General features: G+C 57.6%; 19 protein-coding genes and 2 pseudogenes. 5 read left to right on the top strand and 16 right to left on the bottom strand.

Annotated features, from left to right (window positions below; all coding sequences use genetic code 11):
- Positions 1-81: 81 nt before the first annotated feature.
- The 5 genes from VNV36_RS19295 to VNV36_RS19275 form a co-directional block, all read right to left on the bottom strand.
- Entirely contained in the window at positions 82-1,047 is a 966-nt protein-coding gene (locus tag VNV36_RS19295) for a 2-hydroxyacid dehydrogenase (protein WP_325719514.1), read from the bottom strand.
- Positions 1,048-1,060: 13 nt separating this feature from the next.
- Positions 1,061-2,359, bottom strand: a complete 1,299-nt coding sequence (locus tag VNV36_RS19290; protein WP_325719512.1) for an MFS transporter — start codon at positions 2,357-2,359, stop codon at positions 1,061-1,063.
- A 57-nt stretch (positions 2,360-2,416) separates the two neighbouring features.
- On the bottom strand, positions 2,417-3,436 hold the full coding sequence (locus tag VNV36_RS19285; protein WP_325719510.1) for a sugar kinase: 1,020 nt from the start codon (positions 3,434-3,436) through the stop codon (positions 2,417-2,419).
- Positions 3,429-4,211, bottom strand: a complete 783-nt coding sequence (locus tag VNV36_RS19280; protein WP_325719508.1) for a sugar phosphate isomerase/epimerase family protein — start codon at positions 4,209-4,211, stop codon at positions 3,429-3,431. Before VNV36_RS19280 ends, VNV36_RS19285 begins: the two co-directional genes overlap by 8 nt.
- A 151-nt stretch (positions 4,212-4,362) precedes the next feature.
- The gene (locus VNV36_RS19275) at positions 4,363-5,391 is read right to left on the bottom strand and encodes a LacI family DNA-binding transcriptional regulator (protein ID WP_325719506.1); all 1,029 of its coding nucleotides are present in this window, start codon (positions 5,389-5,391) and stop codon (positions 4,363-4,365) included.
- A 243-nt stretch (positions 5,392-5,634) separates the two neighbouring features.
- Between VNV36_RS19275 and VNV36_RS19270 the strand changes: the two genes are divergently transcribed.
- Positions 5,635-8,460: a hypothetical protein gene (locus VNV36_RS19270; protein ID WP_325719503.1), complete on the top strand. Its 2,826-nt coding sequence runs from the start codon at positions 5,635-5,637 to the stop codon at positions 8,458-8,460.
- Between the two features lie 234 nt (positions 8,461-8,694).
- Positions 8,695-11,349 (top strand): autotransporter outer membrane beta-barrel domain-containing protein, encoded by a 2,655-nt coding sequence (locus VNV36_RS19265; RefSeq protein WP_325719501.1) that lies wholly within the window; start codon positions 8,695-8,697, stop codon positions 11,347-11,349.
- A gap of 69 nt (positions 11,350-11,418) precedes the next feature.
- Here VNV36_RS19265 and VNV36_RS19260 read toward each other — a convergent pair whose 3' ends face one another.
- The 3 genes from VNV36_RS19260 to VNV36_RS19250 all read right to left on the bottom strand — a co-directional run bounded on the left by VNV36_RS19260 (position 11,419) and on the right by VNV36_RS19250 (position 16,472).
- Positions 11,419-12,060 (bottom strand): DUF1345 domain-containing protein, encoded by a 642-nt coding sequence (locus VNV36_RS19260; RefSeq protein WP_325719499.1) that lies wholly within the window; start codon positions 12,058-12,060, stop codon positions 11,419-11,421.
- A 140-nt stretch (positions 12,061-12,200) separates the two neighbouring features.
- Positions 12,201-15,299 carry a multidrug efflux RND transporter permease subunit gene (locus VNV36_RS19255; RefSeq protein WP_325719497.1) on the bottom strand — a complete coding sequence of 1,033 codons (3,099 nt, stop codon included), beginning with the start codon at positions 15,297-15,299 and terminating at the stop codon, positions 12,201-12,203.
- Between the two features lie 15 nt (positions 15,300-15,314).
- The gene (locus tag VNV36_RS19250) at positions 15,315-16,472 is read right to left on the bottom strand and encodes an efflux RND transporter periplasmic adaptor subunit (protein WP_325719495.1); all 1,158 of its coding nucleotides are present in this window, start codon (positions 16,470-16,472) and stop codon (positions 15,315-15,317) included.
- A 276-nt stretch (positions 16,473-16,748) separates the two neighbouring features.
- Between VNV36_RS19250 and VNV36_RS19245 the strand changes: the two genes are divergently transcribed.
- Both VNV36_RS19245 and VNV36_RS19240 read left to right on the top strand, forming a co-directional pair.
- Positions 16,749-17,450, top strand: coding sequence for a response regulator (locus VNV36_RS19245; RefSeq protein ID WP_016774890.1), 702 nt, complete (start codon positions 16,749-16,751; stop codon positions 17,448-17,450).
- 4 nt (positions 17,451-17,454) lie between these two features.
- Complete coding sequence (locus tag VNV36_RS19240) at positions 17,455-18,756, top strand: ATP-binding protein (RefSeq protein ID WP_325719483.1); 1,302 nt, start codon at positions 17,455-17,457, stop codon at positions 18,754-18,756.
- A 27-nt stretch (positions 18,757-18,783) separates the two neighbouring features.
- Here the strand turns inward: VNV36_RS19240 and VNV36_RS19235 are convergent, their stop codons facing one another.
- The 3 genes from VNV36_RS19235 to eco all read right to left on the bottom strand — a co-directional run bounded on the left by VNV36_RS19235 (position 18,784) and on the right by eco (position 19,986).
- On the bottom strand, positions 18,784-18,951 hold the full coding sequence (locus VNV36_RS19235; protein WP_325719481.1) for a hypothetical protein: 168 nt from the start codon (positions 18,949-18,951) through the stop codon (positions 18,784-18,786).
- 111 nt (positions 18,952-19,062) lie between these two features.
- Complete coding sequence (locus VNV36_RS19230; protein ID WP_325719516.1) at positions 19,063-19,398, bottom strand: DUF2834 domain-containing protein; 336 nt, start codon at positions 19,396-19,398, stop codon at positions 19,063-19,065.
- 102 nt (positions 19,399-19,500) lie between these two features.
- Entirely contained in the window at positions 19,501-19,986 is a 486-nt protein-coding gene (gene eco / locus VNV36_RS19225) for a serine protease inhibitor ecotin (protein ID WP_325719479.1), read from the bottom strand.
- Between the two features lie 368 nt (positions 19,987-20,354).
- On the opposite strand from eco, the gene VNV36_RS19220 reads away from it, so the two are divergent.
- Positions 20,355-20,624 (top strand): DUF1652 domain-containing protein, encoded by a 270-nt coding sequence (locus VNV36_RS19220; RefSeq protein ID WP_325719477.1) that lies wholly within the window; start codon positions 20,355-20,357, stop codon positions 20,622-20,624.
- Here VNV36_RS19220 and VNV36_RS19215 read toward each other — a convergent pair.
- From VNV36_RS19215 to VNV36_RS19200, 5 genes and pseudogenes are all read right to left on the bottom strand, one after another.
- On the bottom strand, positions 20,621-21,019 hold the full coding sequence (locus VNV36_RS19215; RefSeq protein WP_325719475.1) for a hypothetical protein: 399 nt from the start codon (positions 21,017-21,019) through the stop codon (positions 20,621-20,623). The two genes, VNV36_RS19220 and VNV36_RS19215, sit on opposite strands and share 4 nt — an antisense overlap.
- A gap of 77 nt (positions 21,020-21,096) precedes the next feature.
- On the bottom strand, positions 21,097-21,378 hold the full coding sequence (locus VNV36_RS19210) for a DUF2790 domain-containing protein (protein ID WP_325719473.1): 282 nt from the start codon (positions 21,376-21,378) through the stop codon (positions 21,097-21,099).
- Between the two features lie 262 nt (positions 21,379-21,640).
- Positions 21,641-22,129, bottom strand: coding sequence for a hypothetical protein (locus VNV36_RS19205; RefSeq protein WP_325719471.1), 489 nt, complete (start codon positions 22,127-22,129; stop codon positions 21,641-21,643).
- A 21-nt stretch (positions 22,130-22,150) separates the two neighbouring features.
- Positions 22,151-22,276: pseudogene (locus VNV36_RS25835) on the bottom strand (hypothetical protein); the annotation flags it as partial.
- Between the two features lie 35 nt (positions 22,277-22,311).
- A pseudogene (locus VNV36_RS19200) lies at positions 22,312-22,692 on the bottom strand (bacteriophage T4 gp5 trimerization domain-containing protein); the annotation flags it as partial.

The following is a 22,692-nucleotide window of genomic DNA, read 5'->3' as shown; positions in this document are numbered from 1 at the left end:
GCGAGCAGGCTCGCTCCCACAGGGGAATGCATTCCCCTGTGGGAGCGAGCCTGCTCGCGAAGGCGCTATTACAGCCAGCGCTTAATTCGGATTCACCAGATTCTCTGGCTTCTGCCCATTCAACGCCGCAAGCAGATTCTCCACCGCACAACGCGCCATCGCCTCGCGCGTCTCATGGGTCGCCGAACCCATGTGCGGCGTCGCTACCACATTACTCAACTGCAACAACGGCGAATCATGATTCAGTGGCTCGCGCTCGAACACATCCAGCCCCGCCGCGCGGATACGCTTGCTGCGCAGCGCCTCGATCATCGCTGCCTCATCGACCACCTTGCCCCGGGAAATATTGATGAAGATGCTCTCCGGCCGCATCAGCGCAAACTGTCCGGCGCCGATCAAGCGTTCGGTCTGCGCGGTCAGTGGCAGGGTCAGGCAAATGAAATCGGCCTGCTTGAGCAGATCTTCGAGGCTGCGATATTGCGCATCGAAACGGGCCTCGACCGCCGGTTTGCGCGACTGGCTGTGATAGATCACCGGCATGCCGAAACCGAAATGCCCACGCTGGGCCAACGCCTCGCCGATGCGACCCATGCCGATGATGCCCAGCGTCTTGCCGTGCACATCGGTGCCGAAATGCGCCGGGCCGATGTTGCGGCTCCATTGCCCGCCACGCACCATGTTGGCCAGCTCGACGACGCGGCGTGCGGCGGCGAGGATCAGGGCGAAGCCGGTGTCGGCGGTGGTTTCGGTGAGCACATCCGGCGTGTTGGTCAGCAGGATCCCGCGCCGGGTCAGGTAATCGATGTCGTAGTTATCGACACCCACCGAAACACTGGCAATCGCTTCCAGCTGCGGCGCCAGATCCAGCAGCGCGGCATCGAGTTTGAGGCTGGCCCCGAGCAAACCGTGGGCCCGGGGCAGGGCATCGCGCAACTGCATCAGGCCATCGGCGTCGAGGCTTTCGATCAGCGTCACGTCAAACTGCTCTTGCAGGCGCGCCATCAGCGCGGGCGAGAGTTTCTTGTACAGCACGACCTGTTTTTTCATGGCAAAAGTCCTTTCAGGAATGCGCCGGCACACGCGGTGTGGCGACGGCTTTGGCGACGACGCGATCACTGGCGCCGGGCTTGAGAAAAATGGTCAGCACCACCGACAGCAACAGCGCGCCACTCATCAACAGGTACGAGGCGCCGGGCGAACCGGTGGAGCTGTTCAGGTAGCCGACCAGGTACGAACCACCGAAAGAACCGAGCGCGCCCATGCTGTTGATCAGCGCCATGGCGCCGCCCGCGACGTTGGCCGGCAGAATCTCCGGGACGATGGCGAAGAAGGGCCCGTACGGCGCGTACATGCAGGCACCGGCAATCACCAGCAGCGTGTACGACCACCAGAAATGTTCGGCGCCCAAGGCATACGAGCCGTAAAACGCAATCGAGGCGATCAGCAGCGGCGGCCAGACGAAGCGTTTGCGCTTTTGCAACTTGTCCGACCCCCAAGACACCGCGAGCATGCCAAGCACCGCCGCCAGATAGGGCAGCGCCGACAGCCAGCCGGCCTCGATCATGTCCATCTGCGCGCCGGCCTTGAGGATCGACGGCAGCCACAGAACAAAGCCGTAGACGCCGATGCTCCAGCAGAAAAACTGCAGCGCCAGAATGATCACCTTCGGCGAACGGAACGCTTCGGCGTAGTTCTTCACTGCTTTGATCCCGACCTGTTCGGCGGCGAGGGCACTTTCCAGATCATGTTTTTCCTGGTCGTTGAGCCACTTGGCCTGCGACGGACGATCATCGGCCAGACGCCACCAGATAAACGCCCACAGCACCGCCGGCAGACCTTCGATGATGAACATCCAGCGCCAGCTGAAGTGCTGCACCAGATAACCCGAGACCACCGACATCCACAGCATCGTTACCGGGTTGCCGAGGATCAGAAAGGTGTTGGCCCTTGAGCGTTCGGCACGGGTGAACCAATGACAGAGATAGACCAGCATCGCCGGCATCACCGCCGCTTCGACCACGCCGAGCATGAAGCGAATGACGATCAGCCAGTACGCATTGGAGACCACACCGGTCAGCGTAGCCAGACCGCCCCAGAGGATCAGGCTGACAAAAATCAGCTTTTTCACGCTGTGCTTTTGCGCGTAGATCGCGCCGGGTACCTGAAAGAAAAAGTAACCGAGAAAGAACAGCGCACCGAGTAGCGAGGACAGGCCTGGGGTGATCATCAGGTCTTCAGCCATGCCCGAGGCAGCGGCGAAGCCGTAGTTGGCGCGATCCAGATAGGCAAGGCTGTAAGTGATGAACACAATCGGCATGATGTACCACCAGCGGCGGGTGGCGAGGGTTGCGGTTTTCATCGGTGTCACTCCTGAGCTTGTTGTTTTTGTCGCAGCAGGTTCATTGATTTGCGGTAATCACGCGGGCCTCTTCGCGAGCAAGCTCGCTCCCACAGGGGATTGCATTCCAAATGTGGGAGCGAGCTTGCTCGCGAAGGCGGATTCAAATTCAATTGATAATTCCTGGCGGGTTGGAAGGCCCTCCATATCCCCGCGACTCTGCACCGCGCGACTGCCAATCCAGTTGGCGCGCTGCACCGCGTCGGCAAAACTTTGATGCTCGAGCAGGGCGCTGATCATTCCCACCGCAAAGCCGTCGCCGGCACCCACCGTATCGACCACATTGCTCACCGGCACGCCGGCGACAAAGCCCTGATCGAGATGCGTGCGGTAGTAGGCGCCTTCCGGCCCGAGCTTGATGGCCACCGCTTCCGCGCCTTGATCGAGATAAAACGCGGCGATATCCGCCGGATCATCGAAACCGCTGAGCAAACGGCCTTCGCTCAACCCCGGCAGCACCCAGTGGGCGAGGGCAGCGAGGCGGTTGATCTCGGTAATCATTTCCCGTTCGCTGGACCACAGGCTCGGGCGCAGATTCGGGTCGAACGACACGCTGCGGCCGGCGTTGCGCATGCGGGTCATTAGTTCGAAGGACATTTCCCTTGCCGAAGCTGACAGCGCCGGTGGGATTCCGGTGGCATGCAGATGGCGAGCATTGAGCAGCGCGGGTGTGATTGACTGCGTTGCCAAATGACTGGCCGCCGAGCCGCGCCGGAAATATTCGACCTGCGGATCACTGCCGTCGTCGTTGCGCGATTTGAACTGGAATCCGGTCGGATGGCTTTTATCGACCTTGACGTGGCTGCAATCCAGGCCTTCTTTAATCAGCGTCTCGACCACAAAGCGCCCAAGCGAATCGTCACCAACCCGGCTCAGCCACGCGACGTTGAAACCCAGACGCGACAGGCCGATCGCGACGTTGCTGTCCGCCCCGGCAATGCGCTTGTGAAAGTGTTCGACCGACGCCAGATCGCCGGACTGCTCGGCGACCAGCATGGCCATGGTTTCACCGAAAGACAGAATATCGATCTCAGACATGAGCAGGCTCCAGACGCGATTGACCGAGGCGGGCGAGGGCGGCGACGTGCTCGCTGGTCAGTTGCACCAGGTCATCGCCTTGCAGCGGATATTCGGCGGCGCGCATAACGCCTTGGTCCATGTGCCGCAGCAGTTGTTCCCACAGATGCAGGTCGCTGATGGCCGGTGGTACGGCGACCAGTTTGCCGTCGGCGCGGCGGGCCACGGCTTTGCAATGCACATAACCGACATGACGCCCTAACGCACGCGCGGCGCTGGCGGCGGACTGGTCTTGCCAATGCCAGTTGCCAATGTCGAAGGTCATCTTGATCGGCAGGTTGTGCTGCTCGACGGCAGCGAAGAAACGCTGGAACGGCTCGATGCGCCCACCCTGCAAGGTCTGATCGTTCTCCACCAGCAATTGCACAGGGCTGTGTCTGAGCCGCTCGGCCAGTGCCTGCAGATCACTGTTATCGGTGAAGTAACCGAGCGAGACCTTCAGCCATTTCGAACCGAATGCCTGGGCCTGTTGCAGCGCGGTAATCAATTCGGGATTCGGTTGCGCCTGACCGGCCAGCCACAGTTCGGTCGGTGAGGAATAAATGCTTTGCAAACCCTGCGCCTGGGTGGCCTGAGCCAGTTGTGCAGGATCTTCGCGGGTCAGCAGCTCTTCGCGCCACTCGATGCGATTGGCCCCGGCCGCTGCCAGGATTTCGATGAAAGCGTCCTGCCCACGCTGGCGCACAAGCTCGGCGCCGTAGCTGGACAGGCTGATGGAAACGGCTGGTTCATTCATTGTTATTGACCTCTGAAACCGGTTTCATTTTTGTTCAAAAAAATATCGGATGGTTCTGTGGTGACCTTCCGGGCGCCTTCGCGAGCAGGCTCGCTCCCACAGGTGACCGCATCCCAAATGTGGGAGCGAGCCTGCTCGCGAAAGCGCCAGATCAGACACCGCCAATCGCTCGGGTCGAGCCCCGCTCAACCAGCACCGGCGCAAAATCCATCATCCGCGCCACCTCGTCATCCCCGCGCAAGCGCTTGAGCAGACACTCAAACGCCCGCGCGCCAATCTCTGCCGTCGGCTGAGCCAGCGCGGTAATCCCGCTGCCCACCAACGGATACCAATCCAGATCATCCAGGGCAATCAGCCCGACATCCTCGAACAAGTGCACGCCGAGCGCACACAACGCATGAGTCGCCGCCAGCGCCGCGACGCCGTTGGCACAGAACAGCGCTTTCGGCCCGGCATCGCTTCTGTTCAAAAAAGTCTGGAGTTGGTGTGCAAAGGCGTCACCGGTTTCAACCACCGCACCGGTAAATTCTGATCGCTGGGCAATCTGCGTCTGAAAACTGCTGACCCGCTCAATCCGCGAGCTGGTGCCGTCGTATGGCTCGGTGACCAGCAATAGATCGCGATATCCGCGCTGCTCAAGGTGCGTGAGCGCCATTTCAACTGCCTGCGGGTTGTTCAGTCCGACCATGTCGCTATCCAGCCCGTCGACCTTGCGATCCACCAGCACCAGCGGCATCTCGCGCCGCAGCTCATGCAATTCGTCGCGGTGATGGCCCAGCGTGTTCACGATCAGCCCTTCGATGTTGTACGAGCGCAACAGCGCCAGGTGCTGGCGTTCCTGCTCATCATCGCGGTCGGTGTTGCACACCACCAGGCTGTAGCCGTGCGCACGACATGCGGTTTCCACCCCGTGCATCACGGCAATCGAATAGGGGTTACGGATATCGGCCACCAGCATGCCGATCAGGCGCGTACGCCCGCGTTTCAGGCCGCGAGCCATCTGGTTCGGGCGGTAGCCGAGTTCGCTGATGGCCTGTTCGATGCGCAGGGCAATGGCATCGGATAGCAGCGCGCGGTCATCGCCGATAAAGCGCGAGACGCTGGCCTTGGATACACCGGCGCGTTCGGCGACGTCGAGCATTGTGACGCGGTTGCGTTGGGCGATGGAGAAATCGTTCATGGCATGAATATTTTTATTGTTGATCTGATGCAGAAGCGCGTGAAACCGGTTTCAGGAGACCTCAACGAGTACATCTGCGTCAAGGAACATTTGACAGAGCGACGGGATAACGGCGCTCGAAACCGACGAACGGTATGAATACCTGTCAGATCTGACAGTTGGCAAGTGCGGTGACTGAGCGCTTAATTCGCCCATATAGCAACGCACTTATTCTGTGCAGTTAGGTGACCGGGGGAGTACATCATGACGAAGAGTAACGCAACCAGAAGAAGTATAGGAATTCTCGCGAGCCCGCTCTCAGTCGAAGGTATTGATGATAGTGATCTTGACGGTCACGTACCGCTCGATATTTTGCTTAATGGTTCTCGGATCATTATTCCTTACTGGGACGACCCGAACCCAAAAGACGAACTGTGGATTGAACTTGCGCAGGATGGCAGTGTTACCAGGCTCTACACAGAATATTTAGATCCGCCACAACCCGCTTACCTATACTTCCCATTGACGCCAGCGCATCTTGTGACGGACGGCGTGGCTTTTTTATCTTATAAAGTCTGGAAAGCCAGTGGAGGTATCCCGGATCCGTCACCTGACAGAAAGTTGACCATTGATCACACCCCCATGGTGGTTCTTGATACGCCTGAATTCCCCAACGCAACGCGTTGGGGCTACTTGAATAACAATACACATCCTCCTTTAACCTGCGGGGTGACCGTTTCAATCCCTACAGCCAATGGTTTCGCAGCGATTGGGGATAGAGCAAAGTTATATTGGCAAGGATATTCAAGTTTGAATGCCAGCGGTCCGCCAGTGCCTGAAAGTTACGGCGACTGGGATATCTTGCTGGAGCAGAAGCACATTGACAAACATTGGGAGTTCGTTGTCCCGTTTGAACCCTGCATAAGACCGCTTGTTGATTATGATTCTGCTGTCGCGCGCTGGCAGTTATTCAAAGGCGGGCGGCTTTATGGCGAATCAAAAAACGGTTCAGTGATGATAGACAGGGTAACACCTGGCGAACCCGGCCCTTTTGGCCTGAGCATACAAGGAGAGATGGAAATGACATTTAAATTATTACCTCCAAAACAAAGACCTGCTTCGTTTGGGGTGAAAGAGGTCGGTCTTTTTTCGGCTATTACCGCGGAGACGCTGACGGACAACTATATTGCCAAAAGCGTAATGGACAGCGGGATACTGATCGTCAATCTTGATCGTACCTCTGACGAAGACGATAACGATGATGTGGACGTGGAGTTGCGAGTTAAAGGTGGAATCTTCGAAACGATTGGCACAGTTCCGCTCGGACCAATTGCTGATAGGCCGGCAGGCAAAATTCCATTAGAGATTGATACCAGCAAAATCCAAGAGTTACCAACCCCCATTGATCCTACGACATATGAAATCAGGGTGAAGGTTTACAAAGGTGGTGGCGGTATCGAAGATCCCTCTAATATCATCGAGGTCGTCGTCGATCAAACCGCGCCTTTCCATACAAAGAACCCGCGAAGAGAGGCCAGGCCTACGCCAGCCCCTACCTTTGTCAATAGGCCAACAGATCCGCAGGTAACCGTCACCGAAGCATGGATGGCGCTTCCGGCAAACGCTAATGTAAATTGCAAAGTGCCTGTGAATTATCCGCAAAGGCGCCCTGCTGATGACAAGGTTCGCGTCTGGCTTCGCAACGCCGATCTATCGGTTTTGGTTTTCGAGGGTACCGTACCTGATACTGGCGAAATTTCGTTTTCGAACAGCGAGCTTCGCAAGTTTCCTCCAAGAGGGCGCGTCAACATCGTTCAACAGTACGAAGACCTTCCGGGGAACCCTAGCCTCGAGTCCGCGCCAATTGCCTTTCTGACGCTGGCACTGGCGCAGGTACCCGTGTCGAACAAGGGTCCGCTGGTACCTCGAACCGACCCGAACTTCACTACACCCCTTTATCTGGATGATCTCGCCAGCGGAATCTCCGCCATCGTCGAAAGTGCGTTCATCGATAATGCGGAGACGGGTGACCAAATCTATATAACTATCGAGGATGCCAACGATGCGACCGTCTTCCACGATTTCGACCCACAGGCCTGGACTGGTGCGAATCTGACGTTCCCTCTTGAATACGAGAACCTTGCAAAGATATTCGCCGACGCCACCGAGCCGAAACGCGTCAATATCAAATATACGATCACTCGAACTGGAATGACCACGGACGTAGAGTCGCCAATTGAGACTTTCATCTTGGCATTTGACTACGCCGGCCCGGAAAATCCGGATCTGCCTGACTTGACCAATTCCATCCTGCAATTACCCGTTGTCACCGGCGCGTCCAAAACTCCCAACAGCCTGTTACCTGGTGATCGAAGTAAATCTGCTACATTCAAAGTGGTCTTCGCGCTCACTGATCCACCGCTTACACCAGAACAAACGGCCACTTGCTATATCAATGGAGTGCGGCTGGAACCCTACGTACCGTTTGTAGATGAGACTGAATTTGAAGTTGAAATTCCGACCAGTGTAGTTACCGGTCTTCCCACTCCAAGCGTAAAAGCGTTCTGGACTATACAGAAGTCCGGTGTAGATAAAAATATCATGAGATCAAAAGAGGAAACTGTCCTCGTGGCCGGGCATCCGATTCCTTTACCAACACCGACGGTGAGGATCCGGAAACCGGATACACGTCCTTACATCGAATGTTTTGCAATGAAAAGCCCCACCTCTAGCTACGACTTGGGTCTTATCATTCCGAAAGATCCGCTGCTGCCGCCGGGCAAAACAATAAAGGTGCATTTTGAGGCGCACAAGACTGCGGCGGGGGATGATCTGATTCCCAATACAAAAGTCTCGGCAGATTACACCATCGCAGCTGCAGACGTGCAGGACTTTGCGCCAACGGGCACTACTCCTGCCGTGTTCAAGGCCGCGCAACCGGCCAGGGGGGCGGTTGCTTATGGCAAGTACTGGTATACGACTGACATCAACGGTGAGCAAAGCTCTACACCTGTTGTAAGGCGGATCGATACCATCAGTACCAGTTTCACTTATTGCGATGGCACCGCAGCTCCCGCGCCTGCTCCTTAAATGGGTGAGTGTATAGGTTGATGCCGCAAGTGAGACGTTGCTGTCTCTCTTGCGGCATTTTCTGCACTGTACCTGCGCTCTACGACTTTACCTGTCGCGGGCAATTCGTCAAATAAAAAGGATTATTCCTACAAAAGAGTTTTGTTTTTCTCATTAAGCTGTTGGATGTTTTTGGCGAATTGTCCATTCCGTCATGAACCAGTCTCAGTAAATTGTGCAGTTGAGGAAATAGCTATGTCGTCGGCTTCGAATTCAAAACATCCCTACGCAATCAAAGGATTGATTATCGCAGTTGCAATTGCGTCATCGCCGCAAGCCTACAGTCGAGTCCTCCTTCCAGGCGAAAGTGCAGTGGTTACCAACCCTCCCTCGCCTGAAGCATGGGCGGTTTCCGACGGGGGGACATTGACGATTAACAATGCAGAAGCGCTGACCATTACCTCAGCTAATGCCAACGTAGATTTCAACGGCGGCAAAAGCCAGAGAATCAGTATGAGCAATTCTGTCCTTTCAATTTCTGGGGCCGCAATCGAAAGTACGACCGGCAGAGGGGCGATACAACTGATCGACAGCAGTGCCACGATCGACAACAACACAACCATCACCAGTTCAAACAGTTTTGGCCTACTGTTGGGGCGCAATCAAAACACTCCCGCCTCTTCAAGCGCGACAGTCAAAGGCGGAAGCACGATTACGGGGGGGCCCGGAGGCGCGAATGCCGTAGGTTTCGCAGTTCTGAATGTAGAAAATTCGACCATTCGTGGTACCGGTGCAACCAGTTACGGTGTGCAATTGGGTGGCTCAACGCTCTCAGCCACAGGCAGCCTCCTCTCCGGAGAACAAGACGGCCTGCAGATCGTCACAGATCTGACGGGCGTCAACAACAGCACGGTTACGCTCAACGATACCCGAGTGACCGGCGGCACCGGGTCGGCGATCGTGCTGGGCTCTTCCGGCGCTGCCGGGACAGCTGCAACAATCAATGTTCTAGGGAACTCCCAATTGGTCGGTGGCAACGGCAATCTTTTGCAGGCAACCAATCGTTCCACCGCCAATCTCATCGTGGACGCAAGCCACTTGAGTGGCAACGTCGTGGCCGAAACGGGCAGCTCTATTTCGCTATTGATGCAGAACGGCGCAGCGCTGGAAGGTGATTTACAGAACGTGACGCAGGTCAGTCTGGACTCCGGCAGCACGCTCAATGGCAATGTCTTGTCCGTTGCAAGTACAGCCTCAAAGGTCAGCCTGAACAATAACGCCGTGCTCAATGGCAACATTGAAAACGTCGCCAGTCTGTCGCTGAACAATGGCAGTCAAATAACCGGCAATGTGTTGGCGGACATCAATGGCCGTGTCGAGCTGGACAATCGTTCGGCAATCAACGGTAACGTCGAAAACGTTTCCAGCCTTGTGTTGAACAACGGCAGCAACTTCACTGGCGACGTTATCACGGCTAGCAAAGGTAGCGTGTTGTTGGACAATGCCTCCGTACTGACTGGTCAAATCAACAATAGCGCCAGCCTCAACATCAACAACGCAGCGCAGTGGGTCATGACCGGCGACAACACCGTGCAGAGCCTTGCGCTGGATAACGGCGTCGTTCGCATGGGCACGAATGAGCAGTTCCAGCAACTGAATGTGGGCGATCTCTCCGGCCGCGGCGCGTTTGTGATGGGCACGGATCTGGGCAACGGAAACACCGACTTCCTGAATGTCACCGGTAACGCCACTGGTCAACATCAACTGCAAATCGCGGCTACGGGAACGACACCTGTTACAGCCGAAGCGGTGAAGGTCGGCAACATTGCCGCCGGCGATGCCAGCTTCTCACTTGGCGGGCGCGAAACGGTAGACGCCGGCGCTTTCGTCTATCGATTGAAACAGGATGGTCAAGGCTTGTACCTCAACCCTGACCGGGAAACCGTCAGTACTTCGACCAATACAGCGTTGGCCCTGGTCGGCAGTGCGCGCAGTGTATCGAATGCGGAAATGAACCTGCTTAATTCGCAGATCGGCGATCGCGGACTGAGTATCCGACCCGATGCATCTATGCGCGCGGCCAGTGAGAGCGATACTACCAAGTTGAGCAACAGTGTCTGGGTACGCACTTATGGCAACCAATACAACGTCAAGAATGCTTATGGCGACGGCTATACACAAAACCAGACCGGGATTACCGGTGGTGCCGATACAACGGTGAATATCGGTGGTCAAGATGCGGTGCTGGGCGCATTCGTTGGCACAAGCCGCACTGACATGGATCTGAAATATGGTTCCAAGGCGACCGTCGATAGCTTGAGTCTCGGCGTTTACGGCAGCACCTTCGATCCTGTGAGCGGCATATTTATCAACGCTTTGCTCAAAATCAACCAGTTCGACAACAAGGCCAGGGTCACCATGAGTGACGGTACCCGGAGCAAGGGCGACTACAAAGCCTTGGGTGCGAGTGGTGCGGTCACCGTGGGCAAACACTTTCGTTTTGGAGGAGACTGGTTCCTCGAACCCCAGATCGGCCTGTCAACGGGTGTAACCCAGAGTGACAGCTATCGGCTGGACAACGGTCTTGAGGTTGATGCAGATACCATGCGTTCGGTGCAAGGAAACATCGGCATCCGGGGGGGGCGTTTGTTGACACTCGAAGGTGGTGCCTTGCTGGAGCCCAGTGTTTCGCTGGGGGCAAACCGTGAGTTCGTCAAAACCAACGAGGTCAAAATCAACGACGATAGCTTTAATGATGACCGCGCCAGTAACACGCTGGAATACCGTGCCGGGTTGAAATGGACACCTGCTCAGCGAAACTGGCAGGTGGCAGGCGAAGTCGGCGGCGGTACAGGCAATACCGTCTCTCAGGACTGGAGCGCGAGCCTGAGAGTAAGTCACTTCTTCTGAGCACATGTCATTCAAATGCCTTGGCAATGCCGAGGCATTTTTTTGTATCGTAAACGCATTCGATGCAGCTCAACCGAACAAGCCGGCAGCGATATTGATCGAAAACCCAAGAATCGCCGTGTTGAACACAAAACCAATCAACGACTGCGTCAGTACGATCTTGCGGATTTCCCGTGTTGCCACCCCCACGTCCGAGGTCTGTACGGCGACACCGATGGTGAACGAGAAGTACAGAAAATCCCAATAGTCAGGCGTGGTCGACCCTTCGGCAAAGCGCAACGCCGGCTCCTTGCCGTCCCAGGTGTAGAACAACCTGGCGTAGTGCACGCAGAAAATCACCCCAATAAGCAGCCACGAACCGATCACCGTCAAGGCGGTAAAAGCGTAGTGCATCAACTTGTTGGTCGAATCCAGATCCTTGCTCCCGGCCAGTTCGAAGGTGATGGTGGCCAGACTCGCCAGCGCGGCGATGCATACCACGAACAGCACCAGGCCGGCGTTTTCATCTTCGACTTCAGCGATGCGTTTGACGTCCGGGGCCTTGGCGCGCACGGTCAGCCAGAACATCAGGGTCAGGTAGGTCCAGACGCCGACGTTCCAGCCGATCAGGATTTTGCTCACGATGGATTGCGCCGGGATAAGCAAACCCATGGCAAGACCGAGCAGGGCGGCGGCGGAAAGACGTGGATGGGTGCGGGCGAGGAAGCGCATGGGGACTCACGATGGTGAACTGTCTCTGCACCATAGCGTACGCAATCCGGCTTTTACAGGAGCTGCCGAAGGCTGCGATCTTTTGATCTTCTAAAAGCAAAGTCAAAAGATCGCAGCCTACGGCAGCTCCTACAATTGCATCAGTGTTGTTTGGTGAACCGTTGCACAAGCTTCATGACGACGACGAAGAATACCGGCACAAAGATCACTGCCAGCGTCGCGGTGATCATCCCGCCGATCACGCCAGTGCCGATCGCCTGTTGGCTGGCCGAGCTAGCGCCAGTGGCGATGGCCAGTGGCACCACGCCGAGGATGAACGCCAGCGAAGTCATCACAATCGGCCGCAGGCGCAAGCGCGCAGCCTGCAACGTTGCATCGATCAGGTCGTGGCCTTCGTCATACAGGCTCTTGGCGAACTCGATGATCAGGATCGCGTTTTTCGCCGACAGGCCAATGATGGTGATCAAACCGACCTTGAAGAACACATCGTTTGGCATCCCGCGCATCGTCACCGCCAGCACCGCGCCGAGCACGCCCAGCGGGACAACGAGCAATACCGAGGTCGGAATCGACCAGCTCTCGTACAGCGCTGCCAGACACAGGAACACCACCAGCAACGACAAGCCGAGCAGAATCGGCGCCTGATTGCCCGACAGACGCTCCTGCAGCGACAGACCCGTCCATTCCTGGCCCAGACCTTTAGGCCCCAGCGCCACCAGTCGCTCGACTTCCGCCATGGCTTCACCGGTACTGTACCCCGCTGACGGTTCGCCGGAGATGGCGATCGCGGGATAACCGTTGTAGCGGGTCAACTGCGCCGGGCCTTGAATCCAGTTGGCCTGAACGAATGCCGACAGCGGTACCATGTTGCCGGCGTTATTGCGCACGTGCATTTTCAGCAAGTCATCCACCTGACTGCGCTGATCACCTTCGGCTTGCACAACCACGCGCTGCATGCGGCCCTGATTGGGGAAGTCGTTGATGTAGCTGGAACCCACCGCAGTGGACAGCACGTTGCCAATGTCGGCGAACGAAACGCCCAAGGCATTCGCCTGCTTGCGGTCAACGATCAGTTGCACCTGCGGCGCTTCGGCCAGGGCACTCTCACGAACGTTCATCAATACCGGACTTTTCTCGGCGGCAGCGAGCAGCTCGGTTCGCGCCTGCATCAACGTCGCATGGCCGAGGCCACCGCGATCCTGCAGACGAAACTCGAAACCGCTGGACGTGCCGAGGCCATCCACCGGAGGTGGCAGCACCGAGAATGCCATGGCGTCCTTGATCTGGCTCAGGGCAGCGTTCGCGCGGTCGGCGATCGAGCTGGCGGCATCGTCGCTGCCACGTTCCGACCAATCCTTCAGCGTCGAAAACGCCAACGCCGCATTCTGCCCGCTGCCGGAGAAGCTGAAACCCAGGATCACGACGCTGTCACTGATCCCTGGTTCGCCGGCGTTGTGCGCTTCGAGCTGTTCGGCTACCTGCACCGTGCGGTTCTTCGTCGCGCCCGGCGGCAGCTGAATATCGGTGATGGTGTAGCCCTGATCCTCCGTCGGCAGAAACGAGGAGGGCAGCCGCGCAAAGCAAAGCCCCAGGCCCACCAGCAGCACGACGTAGATCAGCAGATACCGACCAGTACGTTTCAAGGCGTAACCAACCCAGCCCTGATAGCGTTCCGTCAGACGGTCAAAGCGACGATTGAACCAGCCGAAAAAACCGGATTTTTCGTGATGCTCACCCTTGGCAATCGGCTTGAGCAACGTTGCACACAACGCAGGGGTCAAGGTGAGGGCAAGGAACGCCGAGAACAGAATCGAGGTCGCCATCGACAGCGAGAACTGTTGGTAGATCACCCCCACAGAACCCTGCATGAACGCCATCGGAATAAACACCGCGACCAGCACCAGCGTAATGCCGATGATCGCGCCGGTAATCTGCGTCATCGCTTTGCGCGTGGCCTCTTTGGGCGACAGCCCCTCGGTGGCCATGATCCGCTCGACGTTCTCCACCACCACGATGGCGTCGTCCACCAGAATGCCGATGGCCAACACCATGCCGAACATGGTCAGCACGTTGATCGAGAACCCCAGCGCCAGCATGGTCGCGAACGTACCCATCAACGCGACTGGCACCACCAGCGTCGGGATCAGGGTGTAGCGCACGTTCTGCAGGAACAGGAACATCACCGCAAACACCAGCAGCATCGCTTCGCCGAGGGTGTAGATCACTTTGGTAATCGAGACTTTGACGAACGGCGAAGTGTCGTACGGAATCTTGTATTCCACGCCGGCCGGGAAGTAGCGCGCCAGTTCATCCATCTTCGCCCGTACCAGCGTCGCGGTGCTCAGCGCATTGGCGCCCGGCGATAGCTGCACGCCGACGGCGGTGGAAGGCTTGCCGTTCAGCCGTGTGCCGAACTGGTATTCCTGGCTGCCGATCTCGACCCGCGCCACGTCGCCGATGCGCACAGTGGAGCCGTCGAGATTGGCCTTGAGCACAATGTCGGCAAACTCTTGCGGCGTCGACAATTGGCCTTTGACCAGTATCGTCGCAGTGATTTCCTGAGCAGAAGGTGACGGTAAATCGCCGATGCTGCCTGCTGAAACCTGGGCATTCTGGGCAACGATAGCTGCGTTGACATCGGCCGGCGTCAGGTTGAAGGCGATCAGCTTCTGCGGGTCGATCCAGATGCGCATTGCCCGCTCGGCGCCATATAGCTGCGCTTTGCCGACACCGTCCAGACGCTTGATCTCGTTCATCACGTTGCGCGCCAGATAGTCGCTGAGCGCCACGTCATCGAGCTTGCCATCACTGGAAGTCAGGGTGATCAGCAACAGGAAGCCGGAAGAGACTTTCTCCACCTGCAAACCTTGCTGATTGACCGCTTGCGGCAGGCGCGACTCGACCACTTTGAGCCGGTTTTGCACATCGACCTGCGCCAGCTCCGGGTTGGTGCCGGGCTGGAACGTCGCCTTGATCGTCGCGCTGCCGAGGCTGCTCTGCGATTCGAAGTAGAGCAGGTGATCGGCACCATTCAGCTCTTCTTCGATCAGGCTGACTACGCTTTCATCGACGGTCTGCGCCGAGGCGCCGGGGTACACGGCGTAGATTTCGATTTGCGGTGGTGCGACATCGGGGTACTGCGCCACTGGTAATTGCGGGATGGCCAGTGCACCGGCCAACAGGATGAACAACGCGACCACCCAGGCAAACACCGGGCGGTCGATAAAGAACTGCGGCATATAAGAGCGTCCTGCTTACTGACCAGCGGTCTGGGCAAGTGGAAGTGGGGTTTCGTCGATCTGCACTTTTTCGCCGGGACGGGCGTGTTGCAGGCCTTCGATGACGATGCGGTCGCCGGGTTTAAGGCCACCGGTGACGATCCAGCGATTGTTCTGCACCGCGCCCAGTTGCACCGGTTGCTGCGCCACGCGCATCTGCTCATCGACGGTCAGTACCTGGGCGATGCCGGCACTGTCACGCTGCACTGCCCGCTGCGGCACAGTAATCCCGTTCTGAATGGTTGCCTGTTCCAGACGTACGCGGATGAAACTGCCCGGCAGCAGGTCCAGATCCGGGTTGGGAAATTCGCTGCGCAGGATGATTTGACCGGTGCCGGGATCGACGGTGATGTCGCTGAACAGCAGTTTGCCCGGCAACGGATACAGACTGCCGTCATCCTGAATCAACGTGGCTTTGACCTGATCCTGACCGACTTCCTGCAACTGCCCGGAACGGAACGCGCGGCGCAGTTCGTTGAGTTCGCGGGTCGACTGGGTGAGGTCGGCATGGATCGGGTTGAGCTGCTGAATCAGCGCCAGCGGCGTGGTTTCGTTCTGCCCGACCAGCGCACCTTCGGTGACCAGCGCGCGACCGATACGGCCGGAAATCGGCGCCGTGACGGTGGCATAGCCGAGGTTCAGTTTCGCCCGCTCAAGCGCTGCCTTGCTGGCGGCAACATCGGCCGCCGTCTGCCGGGCAGCGGCGCGGGCGTTGTCGTAGTCCTGACCACTGATGGCCTTGTCGTCGATCAATTGCGCATAGCGTTGTTCTTGCAGTTTTGCCTGAAACGCATTGGCCTCGGCCTTGCGCAGCGCTGCTTCGGCGCTGTCCAGATCAGCCTTGAACGGCGCCGGGTCGATGCGGAACAGTACATCACCCTTTTTTACGTCGCTGCCTTCGCGATAGGTGCGCTGCAACACCACGCCGGCCACTCGCGCACGCACCTCGGCAATCCGTGGCGCGGCGATGCGACCACTCAGTTCGCTGCTGATCGACAGGGGCTGCGCCTGGATGGTCTCGATGCGCACCGTGGCTGGCGACGCCTGCTCTTCGGCGTTCGATGATGAATCACAGGCACTCAGCGTCAGCGCCAATGCGATCAGGCCGAGCCCGGCCAGCAGTTTTCCAGACATGTACAACCCCCGATATTGATGGCCGCATCCTACGGCCAGACGGGGAGGTTAGCGGTGAAGCTTTGTAGTTGCTGTGTGAAATTGTGTAAGGGTTTTGCTCGGTGGCGGGTGAGGGCGTATATCCTTTACTGCTTGAATTCTTTTGTGACGGTCAGGCCGCTTTCGTGAGCAAGCTCGCTCCCACATGGGTTTTGTGAACGATGCAAAACTACTGTGGGAGCGAGCTTGCTCGCGAAGGGGGCCTGACAACCACCACAGCATTTTCTGGAACACCCCATGCCCAACATACTCCTGGTCGAAGACGACACCGCCCTCGCCGAACTGATTTCCAGCTACCTGGAGCGCAACGGTTACTCCGTCAGTGTCATAGGCCGTGGCGATCACGTGCGTGAGCGGGCGCGGATCAGCCCGCCGGATCTGGTGATCCTCGACCTCATGCTCCCGGGCCTCGACGGCTTGCAGGTGTGCCGCTTGCTGAGGGCCGATTCCGCAACGTTGCCAATCCTGATGCTCACGGCACGTGACGACAGCCATGATCAGGTGCTGGGTCTGGAAATGGGCGCCGACGATTACGTCACAAAACCTTGCGAACCACGAGTGCTGCTGGCGCGGGTGCGCACATTATTGCGGCGCAGCAGCCTCGGCGAACCGCTGGCCGTCAATGACCGTATCGTCATGGGCAACCTGTGCATTGACCTGTCCGAGCGCACCGTCACCTGGCGCGATCAGGCGGTTGAGCTGTCCAGCGGCGAATACAACTTGCTGGTCGTGCTGGCACGGCATGCCGGTGAAGTGCTGAGCCGCGATCAAATTCTGCAGCGTCTGCGCGGCATTGAATTCAACGGCACCGACCGTTCGGTGGACGTGGCGATTTCCAAGCTGCGGCGCAAGTTCGACGATCATGCCGGCGAAGCGCGCAAGATCAAAACCGTGTGGGGCAAGGGCTATCTGTTCAGCCGCTCCGAATGGGAATGCTGAGCTGTTGTTTCGCATCCTGTTTCGCCTGTATCTGGTGACGATCGTCTCCTATAGCGCGGCGATCTATCTGGTGCCGGATCTGGTGGTCATGGCTTTCCGGGATCGCTTCGTCACCTACAACCTGGACTTCTCCCGAGGTCTGCAATCGCTGATCACCAAACAATTTCATGCTGCACCGCAAGAGCAGTGGCCGGCGATTGCTGCGTCGATGGACAAGGAATTCCAGCCGTTGCACATCGTCCTGACGCCAATCGACGATCCGGTGTTCACGCCCATCGAGCAGGAGCGTCTGCACCGGGGTGAAAACGTCGTGCGCATTGGCGACTGGGGCTGGCGGACGCTGGCAGTGACTCCGTTGAATGCGGACATGGCCGTGCGCATGGTCGTGCCGCCGGATCCGGTCGACGTCGATCTGTTGTACTGGAGCATCAATGTGTTGATCGGCGCCATGTTGCTTGGCTGCCTGTTGCTTTGGCTGCGCCCGCACTGGCGCGATCTGGAGCGCCTCAAAAGCACCGCCGAACGTTTCGGCAAAGGCCATTTGAGTGAACGAACCGGAATTGCGCCAAGTTCGAACATCGGTAGCCTCGCCAACGTGTTCGACACCATGGCCGGTGATATCGAGAATCTGCTCAATCAGCAACGCGACCTGCTTAACGCCGTTTCCCATGAATTGCGTACGCCGCTGACGCGTCTGGATTTCGGCCTGGCATTGGCGCTGTCCGAGGATTTACCCGCCGCCAGTCGCGAGCGCTTGCAGAGCCTCGTCGCACATATCCGTGAGCTGGACGAACTGGTGCTGGAATTGCTCTCCTACAGCCGTCTCCAGAACCCGGCGCAGTCGCCCGAGAGGATCGAGGTGGCGCTGGACGAGTTCATCGACAGCATTCTCGGCAGCGTTGACGAAGAGCTGGAATCGCCGGACATCGTGATCGATGTTCTGCTGCACGGTCAGCTCGAACGCTTCGCGCTGGATCCGCGCCTGACCGCTCGAGCGATTCAGAACCTGCTGCGCAACGCCATGCGTTATTGCGAGAAACGCATTCAGATTGGCGTGCAGGTCAATGCCGCGGGATGCGAGATCTGGGTCGATGATGATGGCATCGGCATCCCCGATGACGAGCGTGAACGGATTTTCGAGCCGTTCTATCGGCTGGATCGCAGTCGTGATCGCGCGACCGGTGGGTTCGGCCTCGGTTTGGCGATCAGCCGGCGGGCGCTGGAGGCGCAGGGCGGGACATTGACAGTGGAGTCTTCGCCATTGGGCGGGGCGCGGTTCAGGTTGTGGTTGCCGGCTAGGGCCTGAATCTTCTGACGAAAATCAGGGTGGTGCTCAGCCGCTGGTCTGCAGCACGCATTTCTGGGTCTTACTGTCCCATATCTGGCCTTTTGGGCATTCGGGTTTTTTCACGGCGTCGCTTTCATCGCCGGCGAAAATTGCCGGGCTGGACAGAGCAGCGACCAGCAGCGGGACGGCGAACAGCACTTGGCGGATATTCATGATCAATCTCCACTTTCATCGGCTCAGAGCGGAATTTGTTGTTCTCCTTAGCAGTGACTGTCGAGTTTTGCGGAAGATTCAAACGTTGTACGGCTGGGCCAACACCGTTGATCAGCTCACCGACGCCGTCTCGCCTGACTTGCGCCGGTCCTGAATCCCCCGAACTACCAGATACAGCAGCGGCCCTACTGAAACGAACACTGCGGTCAGCAGTAAATAAGGTACTACCGACCAGGCCGAGCGCGCGCGCGCCCGGGCGTCCTTGACCATCCATACACCGGCAAGCGTTGCCAGCAGGTACAGATCGATCACTACCTGCGCGGTGTCCGGCCTCGACATCAGGCTGATGCCGAAGTCGATCAGTGAATGTTCAGCCCGGAGCATTACCGAAACGGTGTAACCGCTGAACGCGAGCAAAGCGGTGAGGGGCAGCGCGATGGACATTATGCTTTCCTTCCTTGGTAATGAGCGGGGTGCACAGATTAGTGGCGCGGCGCTGCGCCATGTCGCCAAGCGCGCCGCTGCTTGCGGCGTGATGGAGCGCTGCGGTTATTCCTGCAGGGCAGTGCCGACCTTGTCCGAGGCCGACCAGATGCGATAGCGCACCTCGACGTCCGACGGCGCGTACACCACAACCGGCAACTTGCTGTTGTAGCGCAACATGAAGCCGTCACCGACGATCGGAACGAAAGCGCGCTTTTTCTGACTGCCGGGCGGGCAGGCCATCATTGTGCTCATCGGACCGATGACCTTTTCCAGGCGATAAAACGGATAACCCCAGCCTTGCAGATTCTTTTCATCGAGCACACCGCCCAAGCGCTGGCGGTTGCAATCCACTTCGAGGGTTTTGCCAGCGAGAATTTCAACCTGGAAATTCTCCTCCTGCTCTTGCTTGGGCAGATGGATGACCTGTCGGGTGAACCCGGCCTCGGCTTTGGGAAACGGCGCGACATCTTCGAGCTTGCCAGAATGGGCCAGGGTAGACAGGCTGGCGGCGAGCAGGCCAGCGATCGCGCAAACGCGTAAGAAATTCATGGAAGCCTCCGTGCGGGTTGAATTGCAACAGGAGGCATTCTTGCCGTCATACGGCTTGAAAGCAAATGCCCGGGGGATTGCATATTGCAGGGGATGGGTGGTCAATTCATGCATTTTGCAAATAGCAAAATACTGGCTCAGCCTCCAAGTCCTTGATTTAACTAGAGGCGAAACGGGCCGACCAAAGGCACGTTTTATGCGTTATTCAAGTGCGGCGCACCGGATTTGGGCGCCTACACTCCAATGGGCATTTCGCAGTACCACCACTTGCCGCACCAGGGAAACAGCGGGGACACACCCGTGAAGGCGCAGCAAAGGGTCAGCGTGAATACTTGATTGGCAATCGCACAGAAAGGAGAGGGTTCGCCATGTTTTTATCTGCCTTGGAACTACGCAATATCATTGAAAGCAGCTTCCTGCCGAAACGCTGCCAGTGCACGCTGTCACCCGACTTGTTGATGTCCGTCAAAGTATTTGGCGACCATCGAACCGACCAAGCCGATCTTTATGTAAGCGGAATCGACGCCAGCCGTCTAAATAGCTGCCGAGAAATCAACAACCTGGTTGCGGGCCTGCGTTCCGATCTCGCACAGCAAACTCCAGCACATCAAACCAGCGCTCGTTATCGAGCCGTTTAACCCACCGCCTCACCCCGTTCGACCGTCACGCGCCGGGCCTGTACGAAACCAAGGCCCAGCGCGAACTCGACCAGCACCGCGGGCAAAATTCCGGGGCCGGAATGGCCGGTGAGCCATTCGGCGAAACCCAACGCCGCCAAGCCGACACAGCCGACGGTAAAACCGTTGCTCAGCGCACTGCGTGCGACTGTCGGTGGAGCATTGCGCAGCAGATAAAACATCACTCCTGGCACCATAAACAACACCGCGCTTCGCCTTGCGACCACGCTAGTGCCTTCCAAATAGCCAATACTCCAGATCGCCAGCAGCACCTCCGGAAAAGATCCCCAGACCAGCGCCAGCAGAAAACACAGGATGGAAGTGAAGGTCGACAGCGTGTGAGTCGACAACTGCATAGCCAGTCCTTGCAGCAGTAGGGACGGTCTCGAGCATGCCCGCTGAAACCACCCAAACCCTATGGCCAACCGGAAAATCAGAATTGCTGTAAGTTCTGCTGGCTGCACGCGTCAGATAATTTTCTGTCACTGATTTGTACGGGCTTGCCGGTGTTGTCGATGTATTTCATGTCGGCGGTGATGACCTTGCACTCAAGGGGCGGTGGTTCGGGCAACGTAAGCACCTTCGCAACGTGTAGTGGCATGCCGTATTGGTAGGGTACTTGATTCGATGTGGCGGAGGTTTCGTTTGCTTGGGCCAGTGCGGCGTATGAGCTGCAGGCGAGGGTGGTGGTGAGCAGGAAGGGACGAATGTTCATGAGAGGACTCCAGCGTAACGGATAGGCGCCCGGCACGAAGCCGGACGAGCCTGCCGCACTGGGCGTCAGCGGGGAGGGCTGAGGGTGTGCGGCGATATGAAGTCTGTGACTGTTAAAGTCCCACGAAAAATACCGCGAGAATCAGAATTACGATTGCTGAAGATCGGCGTTTCCATCGTCGTTCATTCGAGCTATTCATAGTCAGCGACATCAATGTTTCCTGTGTCATTTTACAAAGCGATATTACATAAAAATTGAGGATTCAGTCAGACAGCTGCTGTATCACGATTCCAAGCGGCAGTTTTTCTCTAAATGTTAGCTCCTTAGCTTGAGTCCACATCGGCCAGTTCCCTGGAAACTTAGGGTTCATCAACCGCAGGGTGGCAAATAGAGTGACGTCTTCCGCGTCCGTTAAACCTTCACTGCGGCCAGCGTCCAGCGCTTCTTTCACTTGTTTCAAACGGGCGCCGTGGCAGGTGCTGGCAAACACTTCAGGCGCTTCTTTTTCCAGTTCAGTGGTGAGGCCGTAGGGCAGAGGATCGATCTCCATGTCCGTCCACAGCTTTCCGTCGAGAAAAATAGGCTCGTATCTTCCGGGCTTTTCAAGGTTGAACCCCTTCAGACACTGCCATTGATCTTCCTCTGCTGGCACCCACCATTCCTGCAGTGGGCCAAACAGCCACGCATGCCAAGACAGATCATCGCGTGCGTACAGCATCGGCACCACTTCTGGTGCGTAGCTACGAATCATCAGGACTTCGCCAGCTTCATTTTTTGCTAGCAACGCATCACTAAGGTGAGCGGCGAGCTTGTCGGCTGGGCAGTCAGTACTAATCCAACTAGCCATTGCGGTGCAGCCGGTGAATTGTTCGTGAGCGAGAAAGGCCTCAAATTCCATGTGGCTAACGTCGACCAGCCAAGGACCGTAGTTGGGTGAATCTCCGTCCCAGCCTCAACAAACTGCCCAGTCCCAACCTTCACATGCCGCGTCACGCCCACCGTCAGGTGATCATCGGCGCGCATTTCGCTGATGCGGTCCAGATGCGTGATCCGGTGTTCTTCAACCTTGAATTCGCTCAGCACATTGGCTTCAACGGTGTCATGCCGTTCGTTGCCGACGCGGATTTTCTGGTCGTGTTCGATGTTTTCGTCCCAGTCGCGCTGGGCGTGGAGGTAGATCTGTTCGGCGCCTTTTTTGTCTTCGATGCGCAGTTCGTTGTAGCCCTTTCCGCCCGGGGAGCTGAGGGTTTTGAAGGTGCTGCGGGTCTTGTTGGCCGGCAGGTCGTAGGGGACGACGTTTTCCTTGTGGTACAG

The organism is Pseudomonas sp. (assembly GCF_035554175.1).
Taxonomy (GTDB): domain Bacteria; phylum Pseudomonadota; class Gammaproteobacteria; order Pseudomonadales; family Pseudomonadaceae; genus Aquipseudomonas.
This window is presented reverse-complemented; position numbering and strand designations above follow the sequence as displayed.